This is a genomic window from Pseudomonas kribbensis (genome assembly GCF_003352185.1).
Lineage (GTDB): Bacteria > Pseudomonadota > Gammaproteobacteria > Pseudomonadales > Pseudomonadaceae > Aquipseudomonas > Aquipseudomonas kribbensis.
Window position 1 is genome coordinate 2,207,550 of the sequence record NZ_CP029608.1, and the last position, 22,792, is coordinate 2,230,341.

19 protein-coding genes and 5 tRNA genes are annotated in these 22,792 nt (G+C 59.9%); 15 read left to right on the forward strand and 9 right to left on the reverse strand.

What is annotated here, in order from left to right; genetic code table 11:
* Positions 1 to 92 precede the first annotated feature (92 nt).
* On the forward strand, positions 93 to 719 hold the full coding sequence (locus DLD99_RS10150; protein WP_114882086.1) for a response regulator transcription factor: 627 nt from the start codon (positions 93 to 95) through the stop codon (positions 717 to 719).
* An 11-nt stretch (positions 720 to 730) separates the two neighbouring features.
* Positions 731 to 3,952, forward strand: a complete 3,222-nt coding sequence (locus DLD99_RS10155; RefSeq protein WP_114882087.1) for a transporter substrate-binding domain-containing protein — start codon at positions 731 to 733, stop codon at positions 3,950 to 3,952.
* A 4-nt stretch (positions 3,953 to 3,956) separates the two neighbouring features.
* Here the strand turns inward: DLD99_RS10155 and dkgB are convergent, their stop codons facing one another.
* Entirely contained in the window at positions 3,957 to 4,760 is an 804-nt protein-coding gene (gene dkgB / locus DLD99_RS10160) for a 2,5-didehydrogluconate reductase DkgB (protein ID WP_114882088.1), read from the reverse strand.
* Between the two features lie 221 nt (positions 4,761 to 4,981).
* On the opposite strand from dkgB, the gene DLD99_RS10165 reads away from it, so the two are divergent.
* Positions 4,982 to 5,848: a pirin family protein gene (locus DLD99_RS10165; RefSeq protein ID WP_114886634.1), complete on the forward strand. Its 867-nt coding sequence runs from the start codon at positions 4,982 to 4,984 to the stop codon at positions 5,846 to 5,848.
* Between the two features lie 145 nt (positions 5,849 to 5,993).
* The gene (locus DLD99_RS10170) at positions 5,994 to 7,436 is read left to right on the forward strand and encodes a mechanosensitive ion channel family protein (RefSeq protein WP_085711979.1); all 1,443 of its coding nucleotides are present in this window, start codon (positions 5,994 to 5,996) and stop codon (positions 7,434 to 7,436) included.
* 6 nt (positions 7,437 to 7,442) lie between these two features.
* On the opposite strand, the gene DLD99_RS10175 is transcribed toward DLD99_RS10170, so the two are convergent.
* Positions 7,443 to 8,030: a GNAT family N-acetyltransferase gene (locus DLD99_RS10175; protein WP_114882089.1), complete on the reverse strand. Its 588-nt coding sequence runs from the start codon at positions 8,028 to 8,030 to the stop codon at positions 7,443 to 7,445.
* A gap of 183 nt (positions 8,031 to 8,213) precedes the next feature.
* On the opposite strand from DLD99_RS10175, the gene DLD99_RS10180 reads away from it, so the two are divergent.
* Complete coding sequence (locus DLD99_RS10180; protein WP_114882090.1) at positions 8,214 to 9,041, forward strand: arylamine N-acetyltransferase family protein; 828 nt, start codon at positions 8,214 to 8,216, stop codon at positions 9,039 to 9,041.
* Positions 9,042 to 9,044: 3 nt separating this feature from the next.
* Here the strand turns inward: DLD99_RS10180 and DLD99_RS10185 are convergent, their stop codons facing one another.
* Together DLD99_RS10185 and DLD99_RS10190 are read right to left on the reverse strand one after the other, a co-directional pair.
* Positions 9,045 to 9,374, reverse strand: a complete 330-nt coding sequence (locus DLD99_RS10185; RefSeq protein ID WP_114882091.1) for a BrnA antitoxin family protein — start codon at positions 9,372 to 9,374, stop codon at positions 9,045 to 9,047.
* Positions 9,375 to 9,377: 3 nt separating this feature from the next.
* Positions 9,378 to 9,662 carry a BrnT family toxin gene (locus DLD99_RS10190; protein WP_114882092.1) on the reverse strand — a complete coding sequence of 95 codons (285 nt, stop codon included), beginning with the start codon at positions 9,660 to 9,662 and terminating at the stop codon, positions 9,378 to 9,380.
* A gap of 254 nt (positions 9,663 to 9,916) precedes the next feature.
* Between DLD99_RS10190 and DLD99_RS10195 the strand changes: the two genes are divergently transcribed.
* The gene (locus DLD99_RS10195) at positions 9,917 to 11,437 is read left to right on the forward strand and encodes a nucleobase:cation symporter-2 family protein (protein ID WP_114882093.1); all 1,521 of its coding nucleotides are present in this window, start codon (positions 9,917 to 9,919) and stop codon (positions 11,435 to 11,437) included.
* 123 nt (positions 11,438 to 11,560) lie between these two features.
* On the opposite strand, the gene DLD99_RS10200 is transcribed toward DLD99_RS10195, so the two are convergent.
* The 3 genes from DLD99_RS10200 to DLD99_RS10210 form a co-directional block, all read right to left on the reverse strand.
* A tRNA-Asn gene (locus DLD99_RS10200) sits at positions 11,561 to 11,636 on the reverse strand.
* Between the two features lie 70 nt (positions 11,637 to 11,706).
* Positions 11,707 to 11,907: a hypothetical protein gene (locus DLD99_RS10205; protein ID WP_065257405.1), complete on the reverse strand. Its 201-nt coding sequence runs from the start codon at positions 11,905 to 11,907 to the stop codon at positions 11,707 to 11,709.
* A 111-nt stretch (positions 11,908 to 12,018) separates the two neighbouring features.
* Positions 12,019 to 13,215 (reverse strand): amino acid aminotransferase, encoded by a 1,197-nt coding sequence (locus DLD99_RS10210; protein WP_114882094.1) that lies wholly within the window; start codon positions 13,213 to 13,215, stop codon positions 12,019 to 12,021.
* Between the two features lie 336 nt (positions 13,216 to 13,551).
* Between DLD99_RS10210 and uvrB the strand changes: the two genes are divergently transcribed.
* Positions 13,552 to 15,567: an excinuclease ABC subunit UvrB gene (gene uvrB, locus DLD99_RS10215; protein WP_114882095.1), complete on the forward strand. Its 2,016-nt coding sequence runs from the start codon at positions 13,552 to 13,554 to the stop codon at positions 15,565 to 15,567.
* Between the two features lie 113 nt (positions 15,568 to 15,680).
* Here the strand turns inward: uvrB and DLD99_RS10220 are convergent, their stop codons facing one another.
* On the reverse strand, positions 15,681 to 17,231 hold the full coding sequence (locus DLD99_RS10220) for an MDR family MFS transporter (RefSeq protein ID WP_114882096.1): 1,551 nt from the start codon (positions 17,229 to 17,231) through the stop codon (positions 15,681 to 15,683).
* Positions 17,221 to 18,270 carry an HlyD family secretion protein gene (locus tag DLD99_RS10225; RefSeq protein ID WP_114882097.1) on the reverse strand — a complete coding sequence of 350 codons (1,050 nt, stop codon included), beginning with the start codon at positions 18,268 to 18,270 and terminating at the stop codon, positions 17,221 to 17,223. The genes DLD99_RS10220 and DLD99_RS10225 overlap by 11 nt, the downstream gene beginning before the upstream one ends.
* A 230-nt stretch (positions 18,271 to 18,500) precedes the next feature.
* Here DLD99_RS10225 and gltX point away from each other — a divergent pair, with 230 nt between their 5' ends.
* The 8 genes from gltX (at position 18,501) to DLD99_RS10265 (ending at position 22,792) form a co-directional block, all read left to right on the forward strand.
* Positions 18,501 to 19,982: a glutamate--tRNA ligase gene (gene gltX, locus DLD99_RS10230; protein ID WP_085711989.1), complete on the forward strand. Its 1,482-nt coding sequence runs from the start codon at positions 18,501 to 18,503 to the stop codon at positions 19,980 to 19,982.
* A 202-nt stretch (positions 19,983 to 20,184) separates the two neighbouring features.
* A tRNA-Ala gene (locus DLD99_RS10235) sits at positions 20,185 to 20,260 on the forward strand.
* Between the two features lie 79 nt (positions 20,261 to 20,339).
* Positions 20,340 to 20,415, forward strand: a tRNA-Glu gene (locus DLD99_RS10240).
* A gap of 53 nt (positions 20,416 to 20,468) precedes the next feature.
* Positions 20,469 to 20,544: transfer RNA gene (locus tag DLD99_RS10245), tRNA-Ala, on the forward strand.
* A gap of 78 nt (positions 20,545 to 20,622) precedes the next feature.
* Positions 20,623 to 20,698: transfer RNA gene (locus DLD99_RS10250), tRNA-Glu, on the forward strand.
* 181 nt (positions 20,699 to 20,879) lie between these two features.
* Positions 20,880 to 21,419 carry a TetR/AcrR family transcriptional regulator gene (locus DLD99_RS10255; RefSeq protein ID WP_007956432.1) on the forward strand — a complete coding sequence of 180 codons (540 nt, stop codon included), beginning with the start codon at positions 20,880 to 20,882 and terminating at the stop codon, positions 21,417 to 21,419.
* A 30-nt stretch (positions 21,420 to 21,449) separates the two neighbouring features.
* Entirely contained in the window at positions 21,450 to 22,283 is an 834-nt protein-coding gene (locus DLD99_RS10260; protein WP_114882098.1) for an alpha/beta fold hydrolase, read from the forward strand.
* A 47-nt stretch (positions 22,284 to 22,330) separates the two neighbouring features.
* Entirely contained in the window at positions 22,331 to 22,792 is a 462-nt protein-coding gene (locus DLD99_RS10265) for an acyl-CoA thioesterase (RefSeq protein ID WP_114882099.1), read from the forward strand.

Below are 22,792 nucleotides of genomic sequence, written 5' to 3' on the forward strand. Positions count from 1 at the left end.
GTGTCCCGTGCAACAGTTGTAGCGCAGCTACCCGTCGTCCCGTTCATGCAGGATCGGTGGCGTCATCGTCATGTATTCGCCCGGGAGTGGTCATGGATTCAGCATTGATCGTCGACGATCACCCGGTGGTTGTCGGTGCCGTCAGAATGGTTCTGGAGTCACTGGGCTATAAACCGATTCATGTCGCTTCGAGTGGCGTCGACGTGGTGCCGATGATCCGTGCCCACGCGCCGACATTGATCGTGCTCGATTTGAAGCTCAAGGGCATGGGCGGCCTCGAAGTGCTGGACCGGATCAATGCCCTCGGGATGATCTGCAAAATCGTGATTTTTTCATCAGCCGACCCGAACAGCTACCTGGTGCGTTGCCGGCGTGCAGGTGCAATGGCTTTTGTGGCCAAGTCTGCCGAGTTGCAGCAGCTGCAGAGTGCGATCAAGGCAGTCCGTTCGGGTTACAGCTATTTTCAGGAATTGCCTGAAGTCAGTGCAGGGCATTCCGGTGTGCACAGTGACGAGCAACAGCAGATCGAAGGATTGTCCAATCGTGAATTACATATCCTCGTGCAATTGGCACATGGCAAGCCCAACAAGGACATCGCTCAGGAGATGAACCTGAGCCACAAGACCATCAGTACCTACAAGACTCGCCTGATGCTCAAGCTCGGAGTCAGTTCACTGGTGGTGTTGCGCGAGTTCGCCAGACGCAACCATCTGCTTTGAGAGGCTGCCCGATGATGAGGCCGCTGCGATGCATTCTTCTGATGATCTTACTTTTGGCAAGCGCGGTGCAGGCCTCCGGGGCTGCGCAAAAACTGGAAATCATCTCTCGCACCCGACTGGAGGGCGCGCAGGTTCGCCTTGACGCGCAGGATCGTCAGTGGCTCCGGTCACACCCGGTACTGCGCATCGGCGCCTCCGGGCCGGACTATCCGCCCTTTGAGTTGACCCGCAACCGGCATGAACTCGAAGGCCTCACGGCCGAGTACGCCGACGCGATCGCACAAGTGCTGAATGTCCGGATCGAGGTCTGGTGCTACCCCGACCGCGAAAGCGCCATGGCTGCGCTCAAGGCCGGCGAACTGGACTTGCTGGGCACCTCGAACAACTATGAGGTTGCCGATCCCGAGCTGATGCTGTCTCGCGCCTATGCCGAAGATCAGCCGATGTGGGTGACCCGGCTCGACGATCCGTTGCCCGATGATTTGGCAGGCAAGCGCATCGCCATGGTGGATGACTACCTGCCGGCTTCGACCATCCAGAAGGCTTACCCGCAAGCCACCTTGCAGCGCTATCGCTCGATTCTCGATGCCCTCGGCGCCGTGGCATTCGGACGAGATGACCTGTACCTCGGCGACTTCATCAGTGCCAGCTATCTGATCAACATCAACTTCCATAACGACCTGCAACTGGCCGGCCCTTCGGGCCTCGACGCCAACCCGTTCGCCTTTGCCCTGACTCGCAGCAACACACGCTTGAAACGGCTGGTCGACAAGGCCTTGCTGGCCATTCCCATGGAGCAGCGCCTGGCCATGGAACTGCGCTGGAGTGCCGGGCGTGCGGACATGTCGGGACAAGCGCGGGTAAGTCTCAGCGGCAGTGAACAGGCGTGGCTCGACCGGCATCCGAGCGTGCGGGTCGGTGCGATTGAGGATTTCGCCCCGTTGACGTTCTTTGATGCCGAAGGAAAAGTGCAGGGGCTTGCGGCGCAGTTGTTGAGCCTGATCAGTCAGCGCAGCGGCCTGAAGTTCGAGATCGTACGGGGGCAGTCGCTGGACCGACAGATCGAACAATTGAAGGCCGGGGAACTTGATCTGCTGCCCGTGGTGACACCCAGCAGCGAGCGTGAACTCGAAATGCGTTTTTCCCGGGCCTATCTGAACAATCCGTTCGTGCTGGTCAGCGGTGTATCGGCGTCGGGCGTGAGAGCGCTGGACGACATGGCCGGCAAACGGCTGGCGATCTATCGCGGGCACCCGTTGCGCGATTTTCTGCTGGAGCGAGTACCGCAGCTCAGATTGGTTGAAGTACCAAGCCCGGCTGCCGGGATGGAAGCGATTGTCAGTGGGCAGGCCGATGCCACACTGAGCTCGTTGATGGTGGCGCGTTATCTGATCTCCCGTCAGTACCGGGGGCGTACCCGGATAGTCGGTACGGTGGGGGATCAGCCCGCCCGGATTGCATTGGCCACCGCACCGGATGCCGTGGTGTTGCATTCGATTCTGAACAAGGCACTGTTGAGCATCGCCCCCAAGGAACTCGACGATCTGGTCGAGCGCTGGGGCCGAGACGCGGTTGCCGATGACAGTTACTGGCAGCGCCATCGACGGGAGATCCTGCTTGGATTCGCCGGTGCGTTCGGGCTGTGGCTGTTGGCGTTGGGCTGGATCGGCTTTCAGCGCTGGCAGATTCGCCAGCGCCAGCAATGGCTGCTTCAACTGCAGGAAGCCAAGGACGCGGCGGATGACGCCAACCGGGCCAAGAGCACCTTTCTGGCAGTCATGAGTCACGAAATCCGTACGCCCATGAATGCCTTGCTGGGCATGCTCGAACTGGCGCTCAAGCATGCCGATGAAGGCGTGACCGACCGTGGGGCTATCCAGGTGGCGTCCACGGCGGGGCAGCAACTGTTGGCATTGATCGGCGATATTCTCGATATCGCTCGCATCGAATCCGGTCATCTGTCGCTGGCTCCCGAGCGCGTCAATCTGCGTGAGTCGGTGTTGTCGGTGTGTCGGATTTTCGAAGGAGTGGCGCGCCAGAAGCAGTTGTCGTGGCATGTCGAGCTGGATGAGCGCAGCAATGTCGAGGTGATGCTCGACGCCCTGCGTTTCAAGCAGGTGTTGTCGAATCTGCTGAGCAATGCGATCAAGTTTACCGATGAAGGCGACGTGAGCCTTCGATTGCGAGTGTTCACCGAGCGGGACGGGCTGCTGGAAATCGGCGTTGTCATTGAGGACAGCGGCCGGGGCATCAGCGCCGAAGATCAGCAACGCTTGTTCAGCCCGTTTGTGCAGGTCGGCAGTCAGCCGTTGCCGGCCCGCAGCGGTTCCGGTCTGGGACTGGTGATCAGCCGCAGCCTGTGCCGGATGATGGGCGGCGACTTGTGGATGACCAGCGAACCCGGACGAGGCACACAAGTCATGCTGCGCCTGGAACTGCCCGTGCTGGAGTTGTCCGGTCAGGAGGACGTTGTGACGCCGACAGTGATGGCAGCAAGGTCACTGGACGTACTGGTGGTGGACGACCATCCGGTGAATCGTCTGCTGCTGTGTCGGCAGTTGAGCGAGCTCGGGCATCGCTTTGTCGACATCGGGAGTGGTGAACAGGCGCTGGATCTGTGGCGCGGTCAATCTTTTGATGCGCTGATTACCGACATTAACTTGCCCGGGCTCAACGGTTATGACCTGGCGCGAGCGATTCGCGAAGATGAAAAGGCGGCGGGCAGGGCGGCTTGTCTGATTCTGGGGTATACCGCCAATGCACAGCTGGAGGAAAAGCAGCGATGTCTGGCAGCCGGAATGGATGATTGCCTGTTCAAACCGGTTCTGCTGCGGGAACTGAGCCTGGCGCTGATGACCGCGGAGCCCGACGAAATGCAGGTCACAGGAACTGAGGAGCAGGTATTGCCCGGTTTTGATCTGAGTTCGCTGTTGCAATTGGCGGGAGCGGACAACCCGCTCATCGGGCAGTTGCGTGAGGAGGTGCTGAGCAGTCTGCACAGCGATCTGGAGCGTCTGGAGGAATCAGGGCGGGAAGGTGATCGTGCAGGTCTGAAGGATCTGGCACATCACATTACAGGCGGAGCGCATGTGATCGGTGCCGAACGCGTGGTTTCGGCGTGCCGGATACTCGAACAGGCCTGCGGGGACGGTGAGCCCGAGGCCGCATTGAAAGTTGCAATCGAATTGCTGCGCGTGGCCATGCACGACCTCGCGCAGCAACTTCAGGCGTGAGCGGTCAGTCCCACTGCGGCGCGATGCCTTGGGGGCTGGTCAGGCGATGGCCGCGCTCCAGAGTCGCAATCAGCGCCATGTCCGCGTCGCTCAGCGTCAGCGCGGTGGCGCCGAGGTTGCTTTGCAGGTTGGCGCGCTTGGTCGACGATGGAATCACCGCGTAACCCGATTGCATCGCCCACGCCAGAGTGACCTGAGCCGGGGTGGCTTGCAGGCGCTGGGCGATTTCGACAACCAGTGGATCTTTCAGCACTTCGCCATAGGCCAGGGTCATGTACGAGGTGATCTGGATACCCTGGCTCTGGGCAAATTCCACGACCTTGCGGTTTTGCAGGTACGGGTGCAGCTCGATCTGGTTGGTGGCGATGTTCTCTGCGCCAACCGCTGCAATGGCTTGTTTCATCAGGTCGATGGTGAAGTTGGACACACCGATCTGCCGGGTCAAGCCCAAGCGTTTGGCCTCCAGCAGGGCGCCCATGAATTCTTCCACCGGCACCTGATCCTCCGGCGACGGCCAGTGGATCAGCGTCAGGTCGAGGTAGTCGGTCTGCAGCTTTTGCAGACTCTCCTTGAGGCTCTCGATCAGACGGTCACCGGCGAAGTTGGCGATCCAGATCTTGCTGGTGATGAACAATTCGTCGCGAGGGATGCCGCTGGCGGCGATGGCCTGGCCGACCTCGGCTTCGTTCTCGTAGATTTGCGCGGTGTCGATGACCCGGTAGCCCAGCTCGAGGGCGGTGCTCACCGAATCGATGACCACCTGACCTTGCAGGCGAAACGTACCAAGACCGAAAGCGGGAACAGACATCTAGAACTCCTGGGTTGCAGTGGGAATGGACGGGAGTATCCGCTGCTGCTTCCTTGAGAAAAACCGCTGTCGGGGCAAAGTACTGTTGACTGAAAGTCACGAATCACTGTGATGCGGTATCGTTCCACCAGTAGAACGATGAGGACGGTTTTGGCTGACTAGTGCTAAATACGTGGCGAATTTATGATCAGTCCATGATCAACCTCAATTCGGAGCCCGCCATGAAAAACCTCATCGGTATCTACACCAGCCCTCGCGGCCACTGGGTCGGCGATGGGTTTCCGGTTCGCACACTGTTTTCTTACGACAACCTGGGCAAGCACATCAGCCCGTTCCTGTTGCTCGATCACGCAGGTCCCGCGCATTTCACCCCGACCACTGAACGACGTGGCGTGGGGCAGCACCCGCATCGTGGTTTCGAAACCGTGACCATCGTTTATGACGGCGAAGTGGAGCACCGCGATTCCACCGGCAGCGGCGGCAAGATCGGCCCGGGTGACGTGCAATGGATGACCGCTGCTTCCGGAATCCTGCACGAGGAGTTTCACTCCGCAGATTTCGCCAGAACGGGTGGCAACCTGGAAATGGTGCAGCTGTGGGTCAACCTGCCGGCCAAAGACAAAATGGCTGAACCGGGTTACCAGACGATTCTCGACAGCGATATCCCGAACGTCGCCCTCCCGGACGGTGCCGGCAACCTGCGTCTGATCGCGGGTGAATTCGACGGCCAAAAGGGACCTTCCCGGACCTTCACGCCCATCGATGTCTGGGATCTGCGCCTCAATGCCGGCAAGTTGCTGACGCTGGAGCTGCACGAAGGCCGCAACACTGCGCTGGTGGTGCTGCGTGGCTCGGTCCGGATCAACGGCGAGGAGTCGGCGGGCGTAGGGCAATTGGCGTTGTTCGAGCGTGAGGGTGACCGCCTGACGCTTGAGGCCAGCGAGGACGCGATGGTGTTGCTGCTCAGTGGCGAACCGATCGATGAGCCGATCGTCGGTCACGGCCCGTTCGTGATGAATACCGAGCAGGAAATTCACCAGGCGTTCGTTGATTTCCAGTCTGGCCGGTTCGGACGGATGCCCGCGTAGATCGACATTGTGGGAGCCAGCGTGCTGGCTCCCACAGCTTTTTTGAGAGGGCATTCAATCGCCCTTATCCCGCCAAATCAATTGCTCCTACACTAAGCCCAATCTGTGCGATCTTCTCGCGATTGACCTCTGTCGGAGTTGTTTGATGCTGTCACTGCTGACTGAACATCCGCTGTTCTGCGCGTTGATCCTGATCCTGCTCGACCTGGGCCTGTGGCGCCTGATCAGTTCTCACGGCAGCGAATGGAAGCTGCTGGTGCGGGTGCTGATTTTCAGCCTGTTCAGCGTGCTGCTGTTCAACGAAGGCCTCAATCCGATGGAGCCGGCGCCGTGGGCCGACAACGTGCCGCTGCATCTGGCGGCGACCGGGTTGCAGATCGGCTGGTGGCTGTTCGGCGCACGCACACTGACGGTGTTGATCGGCGCGGTGATGATGCAGCGGGTCGGCCACACCGGGCGGCTGTTGCAGGATCTGCTCGGCGCGGTGATTTTCCTGATCGCCATCATCGCGGCGCTGGCCTATGTGCTGGACCTGCCGGTCAAGGGCGTACTGGCCACGTCCGGAGCACTGGCGATCATCGTCGGTCTGGCGTTGCAAAGCACCCTGAGCGACGTGTTTTCCGGGATCGTCCTGAATACCACCAAGCCTTATCAACTCGATGACTGGATTTCCATCGACGGCACGGAAGGGCGGGTCACCGACATCGACTGGCGCGCCACGCGCCTGCAAACCTCCCAGGGCAGCATGGCGGTGATTCCCAACTCGCTGGCGGCCAAGGCCAAGATCATCAACTTCAGCCGCCCGAGCAACATGTTCGGTGTTGCCGTGAGTGTGCAGGTCAGCCCCCATGCGCGGCCGAACTCAGTGATCGACGCCCTGGAGCGGGCGATGCAGGGCTGTCGCCCGTTGCTGGACAACCCGGCGCCAAGCGTCGCGCTGAAGAGTTCGAGCAGTGCCGGGGCGGAATATGAAATCAGTGGCTTCGTGGCGTCGATGAGTGAGAAGCGTGCGGTGCGCAATCAGTTGTTCGATCTGGCCTACCGGCATCTGCAAGCGTCCGGGGTCAATCTGCTGTCGAGCGATGAACCCGCCGCCCCGGCCCACCTCTCACGACCACGGGCGCTGCTCGACAGCTCGCCGATTTTCTCCACCCTGCGTCAGGAAGAAAAAGAGACTTTCAGCCAGAACATGGCCCTGCAAACCTTCCGTGCCGGCGAGATCATTCTGGCGGGCGGGGAGGTCAGCGATCATTTGTTCATCATCGAGTCCGGTGTGGTTTCGGTGACGTTGAACCGGCACGGCGTACCGTTCGAATCAGGACGCATGGGGCCGGGGGAAGTGATCGGCGAGGCCGGGATTCTTTCCGACACCTCGTTGCCGGCCGACTTTTCCGCCAAGACATTCTGCGCCCTGTACCGCATCGAGAAGTCATATCTCAAGCCTTGCCTGGATGCCCGTCATGACATCAACGATGCAATGAAGGCGCTGCTCGATTTCCGCCTGCTCAAGGCGCAGGCGCTGACTCAGGAAACGCCGGTAGCCGTGCCGAAAAGAGGCTTCCTGCAGTGGCTGCGCCATCGCGCTTGAGCCGGATCAGCGGCGTTCGTATCCGGCGAGTTTCTGTTCGAGGTTCTGGCGCACCTGTGGCCATTCGTCATCGATGATGCTGAAACGCACCGAGTTGCGCTTGCGGCCGTCGGGCATGATCCGTTCGTGTCGCACGATGCCTTCCTGCTGTGCGCCCAGGCGCAGGATCGCGTTGCGTGATTTCTGGTTGTTTTCGTCGGTGGTGAATTGCACGCGCACGCAATCGAGCACTTCGAAGGCGTGGCGCAGCATCAGGTACTTGGCTTCAGTGTTGACGAAGGTTTTCTGGAAGCGCGCCGAGATCCAGCTGCTGCCGATCTCCAGTTTGCGATTGAGCGGGTCTATCTTCCAGAAACGGGTCGAGCCGATCACCTCGCCGGTTTCCTTCAACACAATCACAAACGGCAAGACCGTGCCTGCTTCACGCCCGTCGAGGGCCTTTTTCAGATAGCTGTCGACAGTGCTCGCCGACGGCACCACGGTGACGGTGAGATTCCACAGCTCACCGTCTGCGGCAGCGTGGAGCAGGGCGTCGGCATCGGAATATTGCAGGGGGCGCAGGACGATGCCCTGGCCTTCCAGTGTGATGTGCATGGGGCGTGGTTCTCGGCAGTTCGGGCGAGGGCTTATTACGCCGCATCGGGCAGCGTCGTTGCAACCGTCGGTTCAGGCGCCAAGGCCGATTGGTGAAATCAATTGTCGATTCAATGCCCTGATCCCGTATACATGGCGACCATCGGCGGAACGATCCGCGTCTCCATGCATAAGGACCGAGCAATGAGCGAGCCACGCCTGACGAATCTGAAACAGTATCTGCAACGATTGGGATTCGACACGCCCCCGGCACCCACCCTTGAGACCCTGCGTCTGTTGCAGTTGCGTCATACCGGCGCCTTTCCCTTCGAGAATCTGTCGACGCTCAGCGGCGAACCTGTACTGATCGATCTGCCGTCGATCCAGCGCAAGGTTCTGGAGGATGCCCGTGGCGGTTACTGCTACGAACTCAACAATCTGTTTCTGGCCTTGTTGCTGGAACTGGGATTCGATGCGCGGGGCATCAGCGGGCGTGTGGTCATGAATCAGCCCGAAGGCAGCTGGACGGCGCGCACTCATCGCTTGAGCCTGTTGACCCTCGACGGCGTGCGCTACATTACCGATGTCGGCTTCGGCGGCATGGTGCCGACCGCACCGTTGATTCTGGATACCGAGGCCGAGCAAACCACGCCGCACGAGCCGTATCGCATCGAAGCGCAGGCCGATGGCTACATGCTGCGGGCCAGGGTCGCCGGCGAATGGCGGCCGATGTACTTGTTCGACCTGCAACGCCAGGAAGACATCGATTACACCCTTGGCAACTGGTATGTCTCGACCCATCCGGATTCACCGTTCGCCCAGCGCCTGATGGTCGCGCGTACGGGCGACGGCTGGCGACGCACGTTGAACAACGGCAGTTTCGCGATCCACCGCATCGGTGCCGAGAGCGAGCGGCGCGAAGTGACGGATGTCGATGAGCTCATCGAATTGCTGGAGCGGGAATTCGGCCTGCGCTTGCCGCACCAGCCTGGTGCGCGTCTGGCACTGGCGCGCTTGATCCAGCCGGCTTGAAGCCTAAGGTTTTGCATCCGGCTCCAGCACCCGCCGGATTTCGTTTACGGCCGCCGACAGTTTTTTCTCAAGACTCTTGAGGTCGGTGGCGGTGATGCCTTTCTTGAATTGACCGATGGAATGCTCGAGTTCATCGGCATTGCCACGGCTGTTAAGCAGTGCGTGGCGCAGAGTGTTGTTGATCACCGTTTGGTAACCAAATCCTTCGTCTTCGGCGACCTTGCGTGCAGCCTCGATGACCGCGTCGTCGAGCATGATGGTGATGCGGGTCTTGCCCTTGTTGGAGGCGACGGCGCCCCGTTTACCTTGGCTGAAATCGTACTCATCCTTCATTGATCAAGTCTCCGGAAAGTATTGGCGTCGCTCGCTGGGCGTTGCGACGCGTGCGGAAATGATTCGAACAATATTCGGCTCCCGATAGCTGTACACAACGACCAGCAAACGTCCCTTGGCGTCGGTGCCGAGTGTGATCCAGCGTTGTTCGTCATGGTCGTTATCCTCAATCGTCAGTGCTCGTTCGTCGTGGAAGACCGGCTCGGCCTCGGCGAGGCTGATCCCTCTGTGCTTGAGTTTGTTGGCAGCATTCTTGCTTTTGTCGAACTGAATCTTGAATGACTTCATTATGCATACTTTATATGTATAAAAAAGAGCGCGGCCGCACCGTCGGTCGCCATGAACACTTCAGCCTAGGTGGATAAAACGCGGGGCCAGTTAACGATGTGTTGCCGGATTTGTGGGGGATGGAAGCGGCGGGATAGAAGGTTGGGTGGCTACCTATCCATAATGTGACCGATAAGTTGTATACAACTCTATGGACATTTGTCACGAGTATTGAATACAGTGTGCGCATAACAAAAACCAGGGAACCCCCCACCATGAAAACGCCCCATGTTTCACACCAACGGCCCGAGGACGAAAACCTCGGGGTCGGCGCGAATATGGCTTACGGCCTGCAACATGTTCTGACCATGTATGGCGGTATCGTCGCGGTGCCACTGATCATCGGTCAGGCTGCCGGGTTGTCGCCGGCGGACATTGGTCTGTTGATTGCTGCTTCATTGTTTGCGGGGGGGCTGGCCACGTTGCTGCAAACCCTGGGTCTGCCGTTTTTCGGATGTCAGCTGCCGCTGGTGCAGGGCGTGTCGTTCTCCGGTGTTGCCACGATGGTGGCAATTGTCAGCAGTGGCGGGGAGGGCGGCTTTCAGTCGGTACTCGGGGCGGTGATTGCCGCGTCGTTGATCGGTTTGCTGATCACGCCGGTGTTCTCGCGCATTACCAAGTTCTTCCCGCCGCTGGTTACCGGCATCGTGATCACCACCATCGGCCTGACGCTGATGCCGGTGGCCGCCCGCTGGGCCATGGGTGGCAACAGCCACGCTCCGGACTTCGGCAGCATGCAGAACATCGGTCTGGCGGCGGTCACGCTGGTGCTGGTGCTGCTGCTGAGCAAGATCGGCAGCTCCACTATCTCGCGCCTGTCGATCCTGTTGGCGATGGTGATCGGCACGGTGCTGGCGGTGCTCCTTGGCATGGCGGATTTCTCCAGCGTCACCCAAGGGCCGATGTTCGGCTTCCCGACACCGTTCCATTTCGGCATGCCGACCTTCCACTTCGCTGCGATCCTGTCGATGTGCATCGTGGTCATGGTGACCCTGGTGGAAACTTCGGCGGACATCCTGGCGGTCGGTGAAATTATCGGCACCAAGGTCGATTCCAAGCGTCTGGGCAACGGCCTGCGGGCGGACATGCTGTCGAGCATGTTTGCGCCGATCTTCGGCTCGTTCACCCAGAGCGCCTTCGCCCAGAACGTCGGGCTGGTGGCGGTGACCGGTATCAAGAGCCGTTATGTGGTGGCGACCGGCGGCATCTTCCTGGTGATCCTCGGCCTGCTGCCGTTCATGGGCCGGGTGATCGCAGCAGTGCCGACCTCGGTACTCGGCGGCGCCGGCATCGTGCTGTTCGGCACCGTGGCGGCGAGTGGCATCCGCACGCTGTCCAAGGTCGATTACCGCAACAACGTCAACCTGATCATCGTTGCGACCTCAATCGGTTTCGGCATGATCCCGATTGCCGCGCCGAACTTCTACGATCACTTCCCGAGCTGGTTCGCGACCATTTTCCATTCGGGCATCAGTTCGTCGGCGATCATGGCGATCCTGCTGAACCTGGCGTTCAACCACTTCACGGCCGGCAACTCGGATCAGCAGTCAGTGTTCGCGGCGGCAGAGGAGCGGACCCTGCGTTATCGGGATCTGGCGGCGCTGCGTGAAGGTGATTACTTCAGCGACGGCAAGCTGCATGATTGCGACGGCAATGAAGTGCCGGTGATCGATCCGGATTCGGATCACGGTCATGGCGCACCGAAAGTGCATGCCAAGAGCAGCGAGCACGTCTGACCGCTGTTTCTGAAATAGAAAAGGGCCGATCAGTTGGGAAACTGATCGGCCCTTTTTGTGGCGCGGACTTTTTCAACGTCCACAAAAAAGCCCCTGAATCTTTCGATTCAGGGGCTCTGTATTTGGCTCCACAACCTGGACTCGAACCAGGGACCCAGTGATTAACAGTCACTTGCTCTACCAACTGAGCTATTGCGGAATTGGTGCGTATGTTACTGATTTAAAAAGACTAGTCAAGCTTTGTCGGATATTTTTTTGCTGAGCGGTTTTCAGCCGCCGAATGTAAAGGTGCCCATCAGCAGTTTGGCATACAACGCTGTGGCCGCCAGTTGCACCAGCCAAAGGGCCAGTCCACCGAGAAACACGCCGGCCGCCACTTGCAGTACCAGGCTCTTTTCGCGTTTGCCCGAGGTGCGGGGCGGATAGTAGTCCAGCTCATCGCGGTCGGCGCGCAGGTCATCGTTTTTCATGTCGGCTCTCTGAAATATCGTCTGTGTGCAGTCTAGAGGGTGTTGCGGCTTTTCTTCAGACAAATAAAAACGGGAAGCCCGAAAGCTTCCCGTTTTCAGTGCTGCGCCGGATCAGATGACCTGAACGATGGCGTCCGTCACGACTTCGATGTTGCTCTGGTTCAGCGCGGCGACGCAGATGCGGCCGGTGTCCAGGGCGTAGATGCCGAACTCGTTGCGCAGGCGGTGAACCTGCTCGGTGGTCAGGCCGGAGTAGGAGAACATGCCACGCTGACGACCGACGAAGCTGAAGTCACGCTGCGGGGCTTTTTTCGCCAGCAGAGCGACCATCTGCTCGCGCATGCCGCGAATGCGCAGGCGCATTTCAGCCAGTTCCGCTTCCCACTGGGCGCGCAGTTCCGGGCTGTTCAACACAGCGGCGACAACGCTTGCGCCGTGAGTCGGCGGGTTGGAGTAGTTGGTGCGGATCACGCGCTTGACCTGCGACAGAACGCGGGCGCTTTCTTCTTTCGATTCGCTGACGATCGACAGCGCGCCGACGCGCTCGCCGTACAGCGAGAACGACTTGGAGAACGAGCTCGACACGAAGAAGGTCAGGCCGGACTCGGCGAACAGACGCACGGCAGCGGCGTCTTCGTCGATGCCGTCACCGAAACCCTGGTAAGCCATGTCGAGGAACGGCACGTGACCTTTGGCCTTGACCGCTTCCAGCACGTTGTTCCAGTCCGCCGGGCTCAGGTCGACGCCGGTCGGGTTGTGACAGCAAGCGTGCAGCACGATGATCGAGCCGTTCGGCAGAGCGTTGAGGTCTTCGAGCAGGCCGGCACGGTTTACGTCGTGGGTGGCGGCGTCGTAGTAACGGTAGTTCTGCACCGGGAAACCGGCGGTTTCGAACAGCGCGCGGTGGTTTTCCCAGCTCGGGTCGCTGATCGCCACAACGGCGTTCGGCAGCAGTTGCTTGAGGAAGTCGGCACCGATTTTCAGTGCGCCGGTCCCGCCGACGGCCTGAGTGGTGACCACGCGACCAGCGGCCAGCAGTGGCGAATCATTGCCGAACAGCAGCTTTTGCACAGCCTGGTCGTAGGCAGCGATGCCGTCGATCGGCAGGTAGCCACGGGAGGCGTGCTGAGCAGCGCGAATGGTTTCGGCTTCGATAACGGCGCGCAGGAGTGGAATTCGCCCCTCTTCGTTGCAGTACACACCCACCCCGAGGTTGACCTTATTGGTCCGGGTATCGGCGTTGAATGCTTCGTTGAGGCCCAGGATTGGATCGCGGGGTGCCATTTCGACAGCGGAGAACAGGCTCATTTTTACGGCAGCTCTAATGGAGAGTGGAGGGACGTGTGGCGCTCCAGCCGAATGCACTAGAGCGGTGCACAAACGGGGAGCTAGTATAGAGGCCATCATCGATCAATGGCGACAGGCGAATCGGGTTTTCAGGTAAGTTTTTCCGATTATTTCTCGACCGTTAGTCGAATGGACTTGTCGGAGACTTTACCGGATGTAGGACGTTTGCCTTGAAAGGCGAGGCAATCGGCTCCACATTCAGCACAATCTTCGTTTTTCCTTGCGCGACATCGGTCGTTTGCGGTCTTTCTCGTGGTGCTGCGGTTTGTCGCCGGCGTCGCGATTCCAGAGGTGTTTATGTCTGAATTCCAGCTCGTCACCCGATTCGACCCTGCCGGCGATCAGCCTGAAGCCATTCGCCAGATGGTCGAGGGCATTGAAGCCGGGCTGGCGCACCAGACCCTGCTCGGTGTGACCGGTTCGGGCAAGACCTTCAGCATCGCCAACGTGATCGCCCAGGTGCAGCGTCCGACCCTGGTGCTGGCGCCGAACAAGACTCTGGCCGCGCAGTTGTACGGCGAGTTCAAGTCGTTCTTCCCGAACAACGCCGTCGAGTACTTCGTTTCCTACTACGACTACTACCAGCCCGAAGCCTATGTGCCGTCGTCCGACACCTTCATCGAGAAGGATGCGTCGATCAACGACCACATCGAGCAGATGCGCCTGTCTGCGACCAAGGCATTGCTGGAGCGCAAGGACGCGATCATCGTCACCACGGTGTCGTGCATCTACGGTCTGGGCAGCCCGGAAACCTATTTGAAAATGGTGTTGCACGTCGATCGCGGCGACAAACTCGATCAGCGTGCGCTGGTACGGCGCCTGGCTGACCTGCAATACACCCGCAACGATATGGATTTCGCCCGGGCGACGTTCCGGGTACGCGGCGACGTAATCGACATCTATCCGGCCGAGTCCGACCTCGAAGCGATCCGCATCGAGTTGTTCGATGATGAAGTCGAAAGCATTTCCGCATTCGACCCGCTGACTGGCGAAGTCATCCGCAAGCTGCCGCGTTTCACCTTCTACCCGAAAAGCCACTACGTGACGCCCCGGGAAACCCTGCTCGACGCCATCGAAGGGATCAAGGTCGAGTTGCAGGAACGTCTGGAATACCTGCGCAACAACAACAAACTGGTCGAAGCCCAGCGTCTGGAGCAGCGAACCCGGTTCGACCTGGAGATGATCCTCGAACTCGGCTACTGCAACGGCATCGAAAACTACTCGCGCTACCTGTCCGGACGCCCGGCCGGTGCGGCTCCGCCAACCCTATACGACTACCTGCCTGCCGATGCGTTGCTGGTAATCGACGAATCCCACGTCAGCGTGCCGCAAGTCGGCGCGATGTATAAGGGCGACCGTTCGCGTAAGGAAACGCTGGTGGAATACGGCTTCCGCCTGCCATCGGCGCTGGACAACCGGCCTATGCGCTTCGACGAGTGGGAAGGGGTGAGCCCGCAGACGATATTTGTCTCGGCCACGCCCGGCAACTACGAAGCCGAGCACGCCGGACGAGTGATCGAGCAAGTCGTACGCCCGACCGGTCTGGTCGACCCGCAGGTGGAAGTACGCCCGGCGCTGACTCAGGTCGACGATCTGCTCTCGGAAATCACCAAGCGCGTGGCGCTGGAAGAGCGGGTGCTGGTCACTACGTTGACCAAGCGTATGGCTGAGGACCTGACCGATTACCTGGCCGATCACGGCGTGCGCGTGCGTTATCTGCACTCGGACATCGACACCGTCGAACGGGTGGAAATCATTCGCGACCTGCGCCTCGGTACCTTCGATGTACTGGTGGGGATCAACCTGCTGCGTGAAGGTCTGGACATGCCTGAAGTGTCGCTGGTGGCGATTCTCGATGCGGACAAGGAAGGCTTTCTGCGTTCCGAGCGTTCGTTGATCCAGACCATCGGCCGTGCGGCACGTAACCTCAATGGCCGGGCGATTCTCTACGCGGATCGCATTACCGGTTCGATGGAGCGCGCCATCGGCGAAACCGAGCGCCGTCGCGACAAGCAGATCGCCTTCAACCTGGCCAACGGCATCACGCCAAAGGGCGTGTTCAAGGACGTCGCCGACATCATGGAAGGCGCCACCGTGCCCGGTTCACGCAGCAAGAAGCGCAAAGGCATGGCCAAGGCCGCCGAAGAAAACGCCAAGTACGAAGCGGAATTGCGTTCGCCAAGCGAGATCACCAAGCGTATTCGCCAACTGGAAGAGAAGATGTACCAGCTGGCCCGCGACCTGGAGTTCGAAGCGGCGGCGCAGATGCGCGACGAGATTGCCAAGCTGCGTGAGCGCCTTTTGGCTGTTTGATCTTTATTGCCCGATAGTTCCTCATCGCGAGCAGGCTCGCTCCCACAGGAAACTTGTGAACAACACAGATCCAATGTGGGAGCGAGCCTGCTCGCGATTGGGGCGACTCGGTCTCAGTGAGCTTCCCCGGCCTTCAGCCCCTGCGGCAGCTTCTTGGTCAGCAAGATCGCCAACATGCTGATCCCCAGCGCAATCCCGACAAAATGAAAGGCATCGTTGTAGGCCATGATCAGCGCCTGCTGATGGACGATGTCACTCAATTTCCCCAGCGCTGCCGTGTCACTGCCAAAGCGATCGGTCATCGATGCCAGGCGTTCGGCCACCTGCGGATTGGTCGGCACCACCGCTTCACGCAAGTAATCGAAATAGGTCTTGGTGCGTGCATCCAGCAACGTCGCGAGTAAGGCGATGCCGATGGCGCCGCCGAGGTTGCGCAGGATGTTGAACAGGCTCGACGCCGAACCCGCATCCTGCGGCAGGATATAAGCCGTGGCGATCAGCGAAATGGTCACCATGATCAACGGCTGGCCGAGGGCGCGGATGATCTGGATCTGATTGAACTGCGGCCCGGCAAAGTCCGGGTTGAGCACGCCGGATGAAAAACTCGCCAGCCCGAACAGCCCGAACCCCAAAGTACAAAGCCATTTGGGCGAGACGAACTTCATCAGCTTCGGCACCAGCGGAATCAGGAACAGCTGCGGCACGCCCATCCACATGATCACTTCGCCGATCTGCAAGGCGTTGTAGTTCTGGATCTGCGCCAGATACAGCGGCAGCAGATAGATCGAACCGTACAGCCCGACGCCCATGCCCAGGCTGGAAATGCTCGACAGCCCGAAGTTGCGATTGCGCAGGATGCCGAGGTTGATCAGCGGATTGGGCTTGGAAATCTGCACGATCACAAAGGTGATCAGGCTCAGCAGGGCGATGCTGCCCAGCGTCACGATCAGGCTCGATTCCAGCCAGTCCTTGCGATGGCCTTCTTCAAGAAACACCTGCAGGCAACCAAGGCCGATGCCCAGCGTCAGGATGCCGGTGTAATCGGTGCTTTTCAGCAGTTCCCAATGCGCTTCTTTCTTCTCCAGGCCGTACATCAGGCCAGCGATCATGATCAGCCCCGGCGGGACGTTGATATAGAAGATGTACTCCCAGCCCCAGTTTTCCGTGAGCCAGCCGCCGAGGGTCGGTCCGATGGACGGGGCGAAAGTGGCGGTCATGGCGAACATCGCCATGCCTTTGGCGCGGTGGTGTTCGGGGAGTTTGATCAGGGTCAGGGTGAAGGCCAGCGGAATCAGCGCGCCGCCAGTGAAGCCCTGCATGGCGCGGAACACGATCATGCTGTCGAGGCTCCAGGCCATCGAACACAGCAACGACGAAATCAGAAACCCCAACGAGACCCACACCGCCAGCCGTCGCGCCGAAAGCAACTGCACCAGCCACGCGGTCAGCGGGATCATGATGATTTCCGCCACCAGGTACGAGGTGGAAATCCACGAGCCTTCTTCCAGGGTCGCCGACAGGGCGCCCTGAATGTCCTTGAGCGACGAGTTGGTGATCTGGATGTCGAGCACCGCCATGAAGGCGCCGAGCATCACGCTCATCACCGCGATCCAGTCCCGCCGGGTCGGTTCGCCGACCGGGCGGATCAGTTGATCACCGGCCATTGTCTGGGGCGTCTTTGATATTCACGGTGGCGGTGACCGACATGCCCGGACGGATTTTGCCGTGCAGCGGGTTATCGGCTTTGAAGGTCAGCTTGACCGGAATCCGCTGTACGACCTTGGTGAAGTTGCCGGTGGCGTTGTCCGGCGGCAACAGACTGAATTGCGCGCCGGAGGCCGCGAACAGGCTGTCGACCCGGGCTTCGATCGGCGTATCGCCATAAGCGTCGAAGACCAGCTCGGCCTTCTGCCCCGGTTGCATGCGGCCGATCTGGGTTTCCTTGAAGTTGGCCTGCACCCAGATGTCTTCGTCCGGAACGATCGACAGCAGATACGCGCCGGCCTGAACGATCTGGCCGTTACGTGCGGCGCGCTGGCCGACGAGGCCGCTGATCGGTGCGTGGATTTCGCTGCGGGTCAGGTTCAGTTCGGCCTGGGCGAGGTCGGCGCGGGCGTTGGCGATCTGTGCATCAAGGCGTTTGATTTCGGCGCTCAGTGCGCTGACCTGCTGGCGCTGGCTCTGCGCATCGGCCTGGGCCTTGGCCACTTGCGAACGGGCAATGTGGTTGTCGGCGGAGAGGGTGGTGACCCGCTCCTCGGAAACGAAGCCGGGTTTGCGCAGGGCTTCTGCGCGGGACAGATCGATTTGAGAACGGCCCAGTGTGGCTTGCGTGGTTGCCACTTGCGCTTCGCTGGCGGCGATCAGGCTGGATTGTTGAGTCAGTTTGCTCTGGGCTTGCAGGCGCTCGGCTTCACGGGTGGCGAGGGCGGCATTGGCGCGATCAACGGCGAGGCGGAAGTCGTCGCCTTCGAGACGCACCAGCAATTGGCCTTTTTCCACGTGCTGGTTGTCCTGCACCAGGACTTCGTCGATGCGCGCGCTCAACTGGCTCGACACGCGGGTGATTTCACCCTGGACATAGGCGTTGTCGGTGCTTTCATAAAAGCGGCCCTTGAAAAACCAATGAGCGAAAAAGCCCCCGGCAATCAGCAGGACGAGCAGCAGGAAAATGAACAGGCGACGCTTGAGTTGGGCAGGCATGGGCAAACTGTAGTCGAGGAATTGTAAGGAAAGTTATCAGCAGGCGAATCTGGCATACAGCCGATGAACGGTAAATGCCGTCTGCTGATATTCAGCCATTCACCACGGCCTACGGGCGTTACAGACGCAAAATTGGCTTAAATGCCCTGCCCGCTGGAGCGGGGCGGGTGTCGCCTGTTACCATTCGCCGCTTGATTGTTCTTTGCTTTTCATTCTTTTCGAGACATGCCATGACCACCGTCCGCACTCGCATCGCGCCATCGCCTACCGGGGATCCCCACGTAGGTACCGCTTACATCGCATTGTTCAACTACTGCTTTGCCAAGCAGCACGGCGGTGAGTTCATCCTGCGCATTGAAGACACCGATCAACTGCGTTCGACCCGCGAGTCCGAACAGCAGATCTTTGACGCTCTGCGCTGGCTCGGCATCGACTGGAGCGAAGGCCCGGACGTCGGCGGCCCGCACGGTCCTTATCGCCAGAGCGAACGTGGCGACATCTATCAGAAGTATTGCCAGCAACTGGTCGACATGGGCCACGCTTTCCCGTGCTTCTGCACCGCCGAAGAGCTGGACCAGATGCGCGCCGAGCAAATGGCGCGCGGCGAAACCCCGCGCTACGACGGCCGTGCGCTGTTGCTGTCCAAGGAAGAAGTCGCGCGCCGCCTGGCTGCCGGCGAACCCCACGTGATCCGCATGAAAGTGCCGACCGAAGGCGTCTGCGTGGTGCCGGACATGCTGCGTGGCGATGTCGAGATCCCGTGGGATCGCATGGACATGCAAGTGCTGATGAAGACCGACGGCCTGCCGACGTACTTCCTGGCCAACGTGGTCGACGACCACCTGATGGGTATCACCCACGTTCTGCGTGGCGAGGAATGGCTGCCATCGGCACCGAAACTGATCCTGCTCTACGAATACTTCGGCTGGGAACAGCCAGAGCTGTGCTACATGCCGCTGCTGCGTAACCCGGACAAGAGCAAGCTGTCCAAGCGCAAGAACCCGACCTCGGTGACGTTCTACGAGCGCATGGGCTTCATGCCTGAAGCGATGCTCAACTACCTGGGCCGCATGGGCTGGTCGATGCCGGACGAGCGCGAGAAGTTCTCGCTGCAGGAAATGGTCGACAACTTCGACCTCAAGCGCGTGTCGCTGGGCGGGCCGATTTTCGACATCGAGAAACTCTCGTGGCTCAACGGCCAGTGGCTGCGTGATCTGCCGGTGGAAGAGTTCGCTGCTCGCGTACAGAAGTGGGCGTTCAACTCCGAATACATGATGAAGATCGCGCCGCACGTTCAGGGCCGTGTCGAAACCTTCAGCCAGGTTGCACCGCTGGCCGGGTTCTTCTTCGCCGGTGGCGTCAATCCGGATGCCAAGCTGTTCGAATCGAAAAAGCTCTCGGGTGATCAGGTTCGGCAGTTGATGCAGTTGATCCTGTGGAAACTGGAAAGCCTGCGCCAGTGGGAGAAGGACAGCATCACCGCGACGATTCAGGCGGTGGTCGAATCTCTCGAGCTGAAGCTGCGTGATGCGATGCCGTTGATGTTTGCGGCGATCACCGGTCAGGCGAGCTCGGTGTCGGTGCTCGATGCGATGGAAATCCTCGGGCCGGACCTGACCCGTTTCCGTCTGCGCCAGGCGATTGACCTGCTGGGCGGCGTGTCGAAGAAAGAAAACAAAGAGTGGGAAAAGCTGTTGGGCGCTATCGCCTGATTGCGTTTGACTCTGCAGGACGCGCCGCAGGTCAGGATCTTTTGATCCCGTCCTTCGGCGTTTTCCCCCGAATTTACGGGGGGAGGGCGGTAAGTGATTGTTATGCCGACAAAAAATTTTGAAATTTTTCAAAAATAAGTTTGACAGGCTTTCGATACGCCCTTAAGATTCGCCCCGTCCTCAGCGATGACATCAACGATGAGGGGCTATAGCTCAGCTGGGAGAGCGCTTGCATGGCATGCAAGAGGTCGACGGTTCGATCCCGTCTAGCTCCACCAATTTACACTTCGAAGCCTGGCCACACCGGCTTCGAAGCGATCAACACTCAGCGTTGATCAGCTGTATAGAAGGGTTTGCGTCCCCTTCGTCTAGTGGCCTAGGACACCGCCCTTTCACGGCGGTAACAGGGGTTCGAGTCCCCTAGGGGACGCCAGTTTTACAGAAGCGATGTTACAAGTAGTCGCTCCGCCGCGAGGCGAAAAATCCGGGGCTATAGCTCAGCTGGGAGAGCGCCTGCATGGCATGCAGGAGGTCAGCGGTTCGATCCCGCTTAGCTCCACCAATTTACAGTTCAAGGTCTGGCCACACCGGCCTTGAATCGATCAGATCTCAGCACTGATCAGTTGTATAGAAGGTTTGTGTCCCCTTCGTCTAGTGGCCTAGGACACCGCCCTTTCACGGCGGTAACAGGGGTTCGAGTCCCCTAGGGGACGCCACGATTACCCGCCTTGCGGGATTTATAAGGGTCATTCAATTATTGAATGGCCCTTTTGTTTGTCTGGCGTTTGGCCAAATCTCCTTTTTCCTTAAACTGTGCTTCAGACCAGCGGTCATATTTTCGACTTGCAGAATATTATTATGAGAATAATATTCTAATCGTAATATTCGGAGGCAACGATGAACGACAAAAAAGCTCAAACCCGCGAACGCATCCTCAAGGCTGCCAGTGCCGCTCTGATCCAGCGTGGCCCGGCCGAGCCGAGCGTGGGTGAAGTGATGGGCGCCGCCGGCCTGACTGTCGGTGGCTTCTATGCGCACTTCGAAAGCAAGGACGCAATGATGCTTGAAGCGTTCAAGCAGTTGCTGGGTCGCCGCCGCGACCTGATCGCCGACATGGACTCCGAATTGACCGGTGAAGAGCGTCGCGCCCTGGTGGCCGCGTTCTACCTGTCGCGCAAGCACCGTGATTCCAGTGACTCGGCCTGCCCGATCCCGGCTTCCATCGGTGAGCTTGGGCGGCTGCCGGAAGAATTTCGCATAGCGCTGAACGAGCACCTGGAACTGATGATCGCGCAGTTGGCTTCAAGCCCTGAAGACATCGATAAAGCGTTGGCCGACGTGGCCCTGATGGTAGGTGGTCTGGCGCTCTCAAGGGCGTTGGGGCCTGGTGATTTATCCGATCGATTGCTGCGCGCTGCCAAATCGGCGGTGCGTTGACCTGAAGGCAGCAAGCCTGAGGAGAGAGCGATGAGCACGTTGAAGTGGGTTCGCGGCGTTAATGGCACCTTGGGCTGGTTTGCACCGAAACTGGTGGCAAGCAAAATGCGGCTGGCATTCATGACGCCCCGCGCAAACTCGCCACGGGATTGGGAATTGCCACTGCTGGCGAAATCCGAGCGGATCACGTTGCGTTTCGGCCTCTCCGCGCTGCGTTGGGGGCAAGGGCCGACGGTTCTGCTGATGCACGGTTGGGAAGGGCGGCCGACCCAGTTTGCTGCGCTGATTACCGCGCTGGTCGAATCAGGTTACACCGTCGTCGCTCTCGACGGTCCGGCCCACGGGCGATCACCTGGACGCGAAGCCAACGTCGTACTGTTTGCCCGGGCCATGCTCGAAGCCGCTGCTGAATTGCCACCGCTGCAAGCGGTCATCGGTCACTCCATGGGTGGCGCCAGCGCCATGCTCGCCGTGCAACTGGGCCTGCGCACCGAAACCCTGGTCAGCATTGCCGCGCCGGCCCGAATTCTGGGGGTGTTGCGCGGGTTTGCCCGCTACGTCGGAATGCCGCCGAGAGCTCGTTCTGCCTTCATCCGCCAAGTCGAACAGGACGTCGGCATGCGCGCCGCCACCCTCGATGTCGCTCACTATCAACTGGATATGCCAGGCCTGATCGTGCATGCCGAAGACGACACCTTCGTCTCGGTCAAGGAGTCCCAACTGATCCACGAATCCTGGTTCGACAGCCGACTGCTGCGCCTGGAGGCCGGCGGCCACCAGCGCGTGCTGGCCGACCCTCGGGTGATTGATGGCGTGTTATCACTGCTGGCCGGTCGCAGTCTTCAGGCGCGGCAATCGGCCTAGTCATCCGTTACACTGCCCCGGATGAATCATTTGACCGGGAGTAGGGCATGGGCTGGGATCGGGCAACGCCGTTTACCATTGATCTGCAAGTGGGCGCTGAGGACATCGACGGGCTGGGACACGCAAACAACGCGGTGTACGTCTCCTGGCTCGAACGTTGTGCCTGGCGCCACTCGCAGCGGCTGGGCCTGGATCTGGTCGAGTATCGTCGTCTGGATCGGGCGATGGCGGTGGTGCGACACGAAATCGACTACCTCGCAGCCGCCTACGAAGGTGACGAACTGCAATTGGCGACCTGGATCGTCGATTGGGATCAGCGCCTGAAAATGACCCGTCAATTCCAGCTGATTCGCCCCAGCGACAACACCACGCTGCTGCGCGCCCAGACCACCTTCGTCTGCATCGAGCTGTCCACCGGCAGACCCAAGCGCATGCCCGCCGAGTTCATCGAGGGTTACGGCCCGGCCATCCAGACAGCGGACATGGGTTTAACCCGCGAAACCCAGTAA

Bases quoted from the DNA above. Each gene is read 5' to 3' on its own strand.
- DLD99_RS10150 (WP_114882086.1), top strand. From the start codon at position 93: ATGGATTCAGCATTGATCGTCGACGATCACCCGGTGGTTGTCGGTGCC.
- DLD99_RS10155 (WP_114882087.1), top strand. From the start codon at position 731: ATGATGAGGCCGCTGCGATGCATTCTTCTGATGATCTTACTTTTGGCA.
- dkgB (WP_114882088.1), bottom strand. From the start codon at position 4,760: ATGTCTGTTCCCGCTTTCGGTCTTGGTACGTTTCGCCTGCAAGGTCAG.
- DLD99_RS10165 (WP_114886634.1), top strand. From the start codon at position 4,982: ATGAAAAACCTCATCGGTATCTACACCAGCCCTCGCGGCCACTGGGTC.
- DLD99_RS10170 (WP_085711979.1), top strand. From the start codon at position 5,994: ATGCTGTCACTGCTGACTGAACATCCGCTGTTCTGCGCGTTGATCCTG.
- DLD99_RS10175 (WP_114882089.1), bottom strand. From the start codon at position 8,030: ATGCACATCACACTGGAAGGCCAGGGCATCGTCCTGCGCCCCCTGCAA.
- DLD99_RS10180 (WP_114882090.1), top strand. From the start codon at position 8,214: ATGAGCGAGCCACGCCTGACGAATCTGAAACAGTATCTGCAACGATTG.
- DLD99_RS10185 (WP_114882091.1), bottom strand. From the start codon at position 9,374: ATGAAGGATGAGTACGATTTCAGCCAAGGTAAACGGGGCGCCGTCGCC.
- DLD99_RS10190 (WP_114882092.1), bottom strand. From the start codon at position 9,662: ATGAAGTCATTCAAGATTCAGTTCGACAAAAGCAAGAATGCTGCCAAC.
- DLD99_RS10195 (WP_114882093.1), top strand. From the start codon at position 9,917: ATGAAAACGCCCCATGTTTCACACCAACGGCCCGAGGACGAAAACCTC.
- DLD99_RS10205 (WP_065257405.1), bottom strand. From the start codon at position 11,907: ATGAAAAACGATGACCTGCGCGCCGACCGCGATGAGCTGGACTACTAT.
- DLD99_RS10210 (WP_114882094.1), bottom strand. From the start codon at position 13,215: ATGAGCCTGTTCTCCGCTGTCGAAATGGCACCCCGCGATCCAATCCTG.
- uvrB (WP_114882095.1), top strand. From the start codon at position 13,552: ATGTCTGAATTCCAGCTCGTCACCCGATTCGACCCTGCCGGCGATCAG.
- DLD99_RS10220 (WP_114882096.1), bottom strand. From the start codon at position 17,231: ATGGCCGGTGATCAACTGATCCGCCCGGTCGGCGAACCGACCCGGCGG.
- DLD99_RS10225 (WP_114882097.1), bottom strand. From the start codon at position 18,270: ATGCCTGCCCAACTCAAGCGTCGCCTGTTCATTTTCCTGCTGCTCGTC.
- gltX (WP_085711989.1), top strand. From the start codon at position 18,501: ATGACCACCGTCCGCACTCGCATCGCGCCATCGCCTACCGGGGATCCC.
- DLD99_RS10255 (WP_007956432.1), top strand. From the start codon at position 20,880: ATGAACGACAAAAAAGCTCAAACCCGCGAACGCATCCTCAAGGCTGCC.
- DLD99_RS10260 (WP_114882098.1), top strand. From the start codon at position 21,450: ATGAGCACGTTGAAGTGGGTTCGCGGCGTTAATGGCACCTTGGGCTGG.
- DLD99_RS10265 (WP_114882099.1), top strand. From the start codon at position 22,331: ATGGGCTGGGATCGGGCAACGCCGTTTACCATTGATCTGCAAGTGGGC.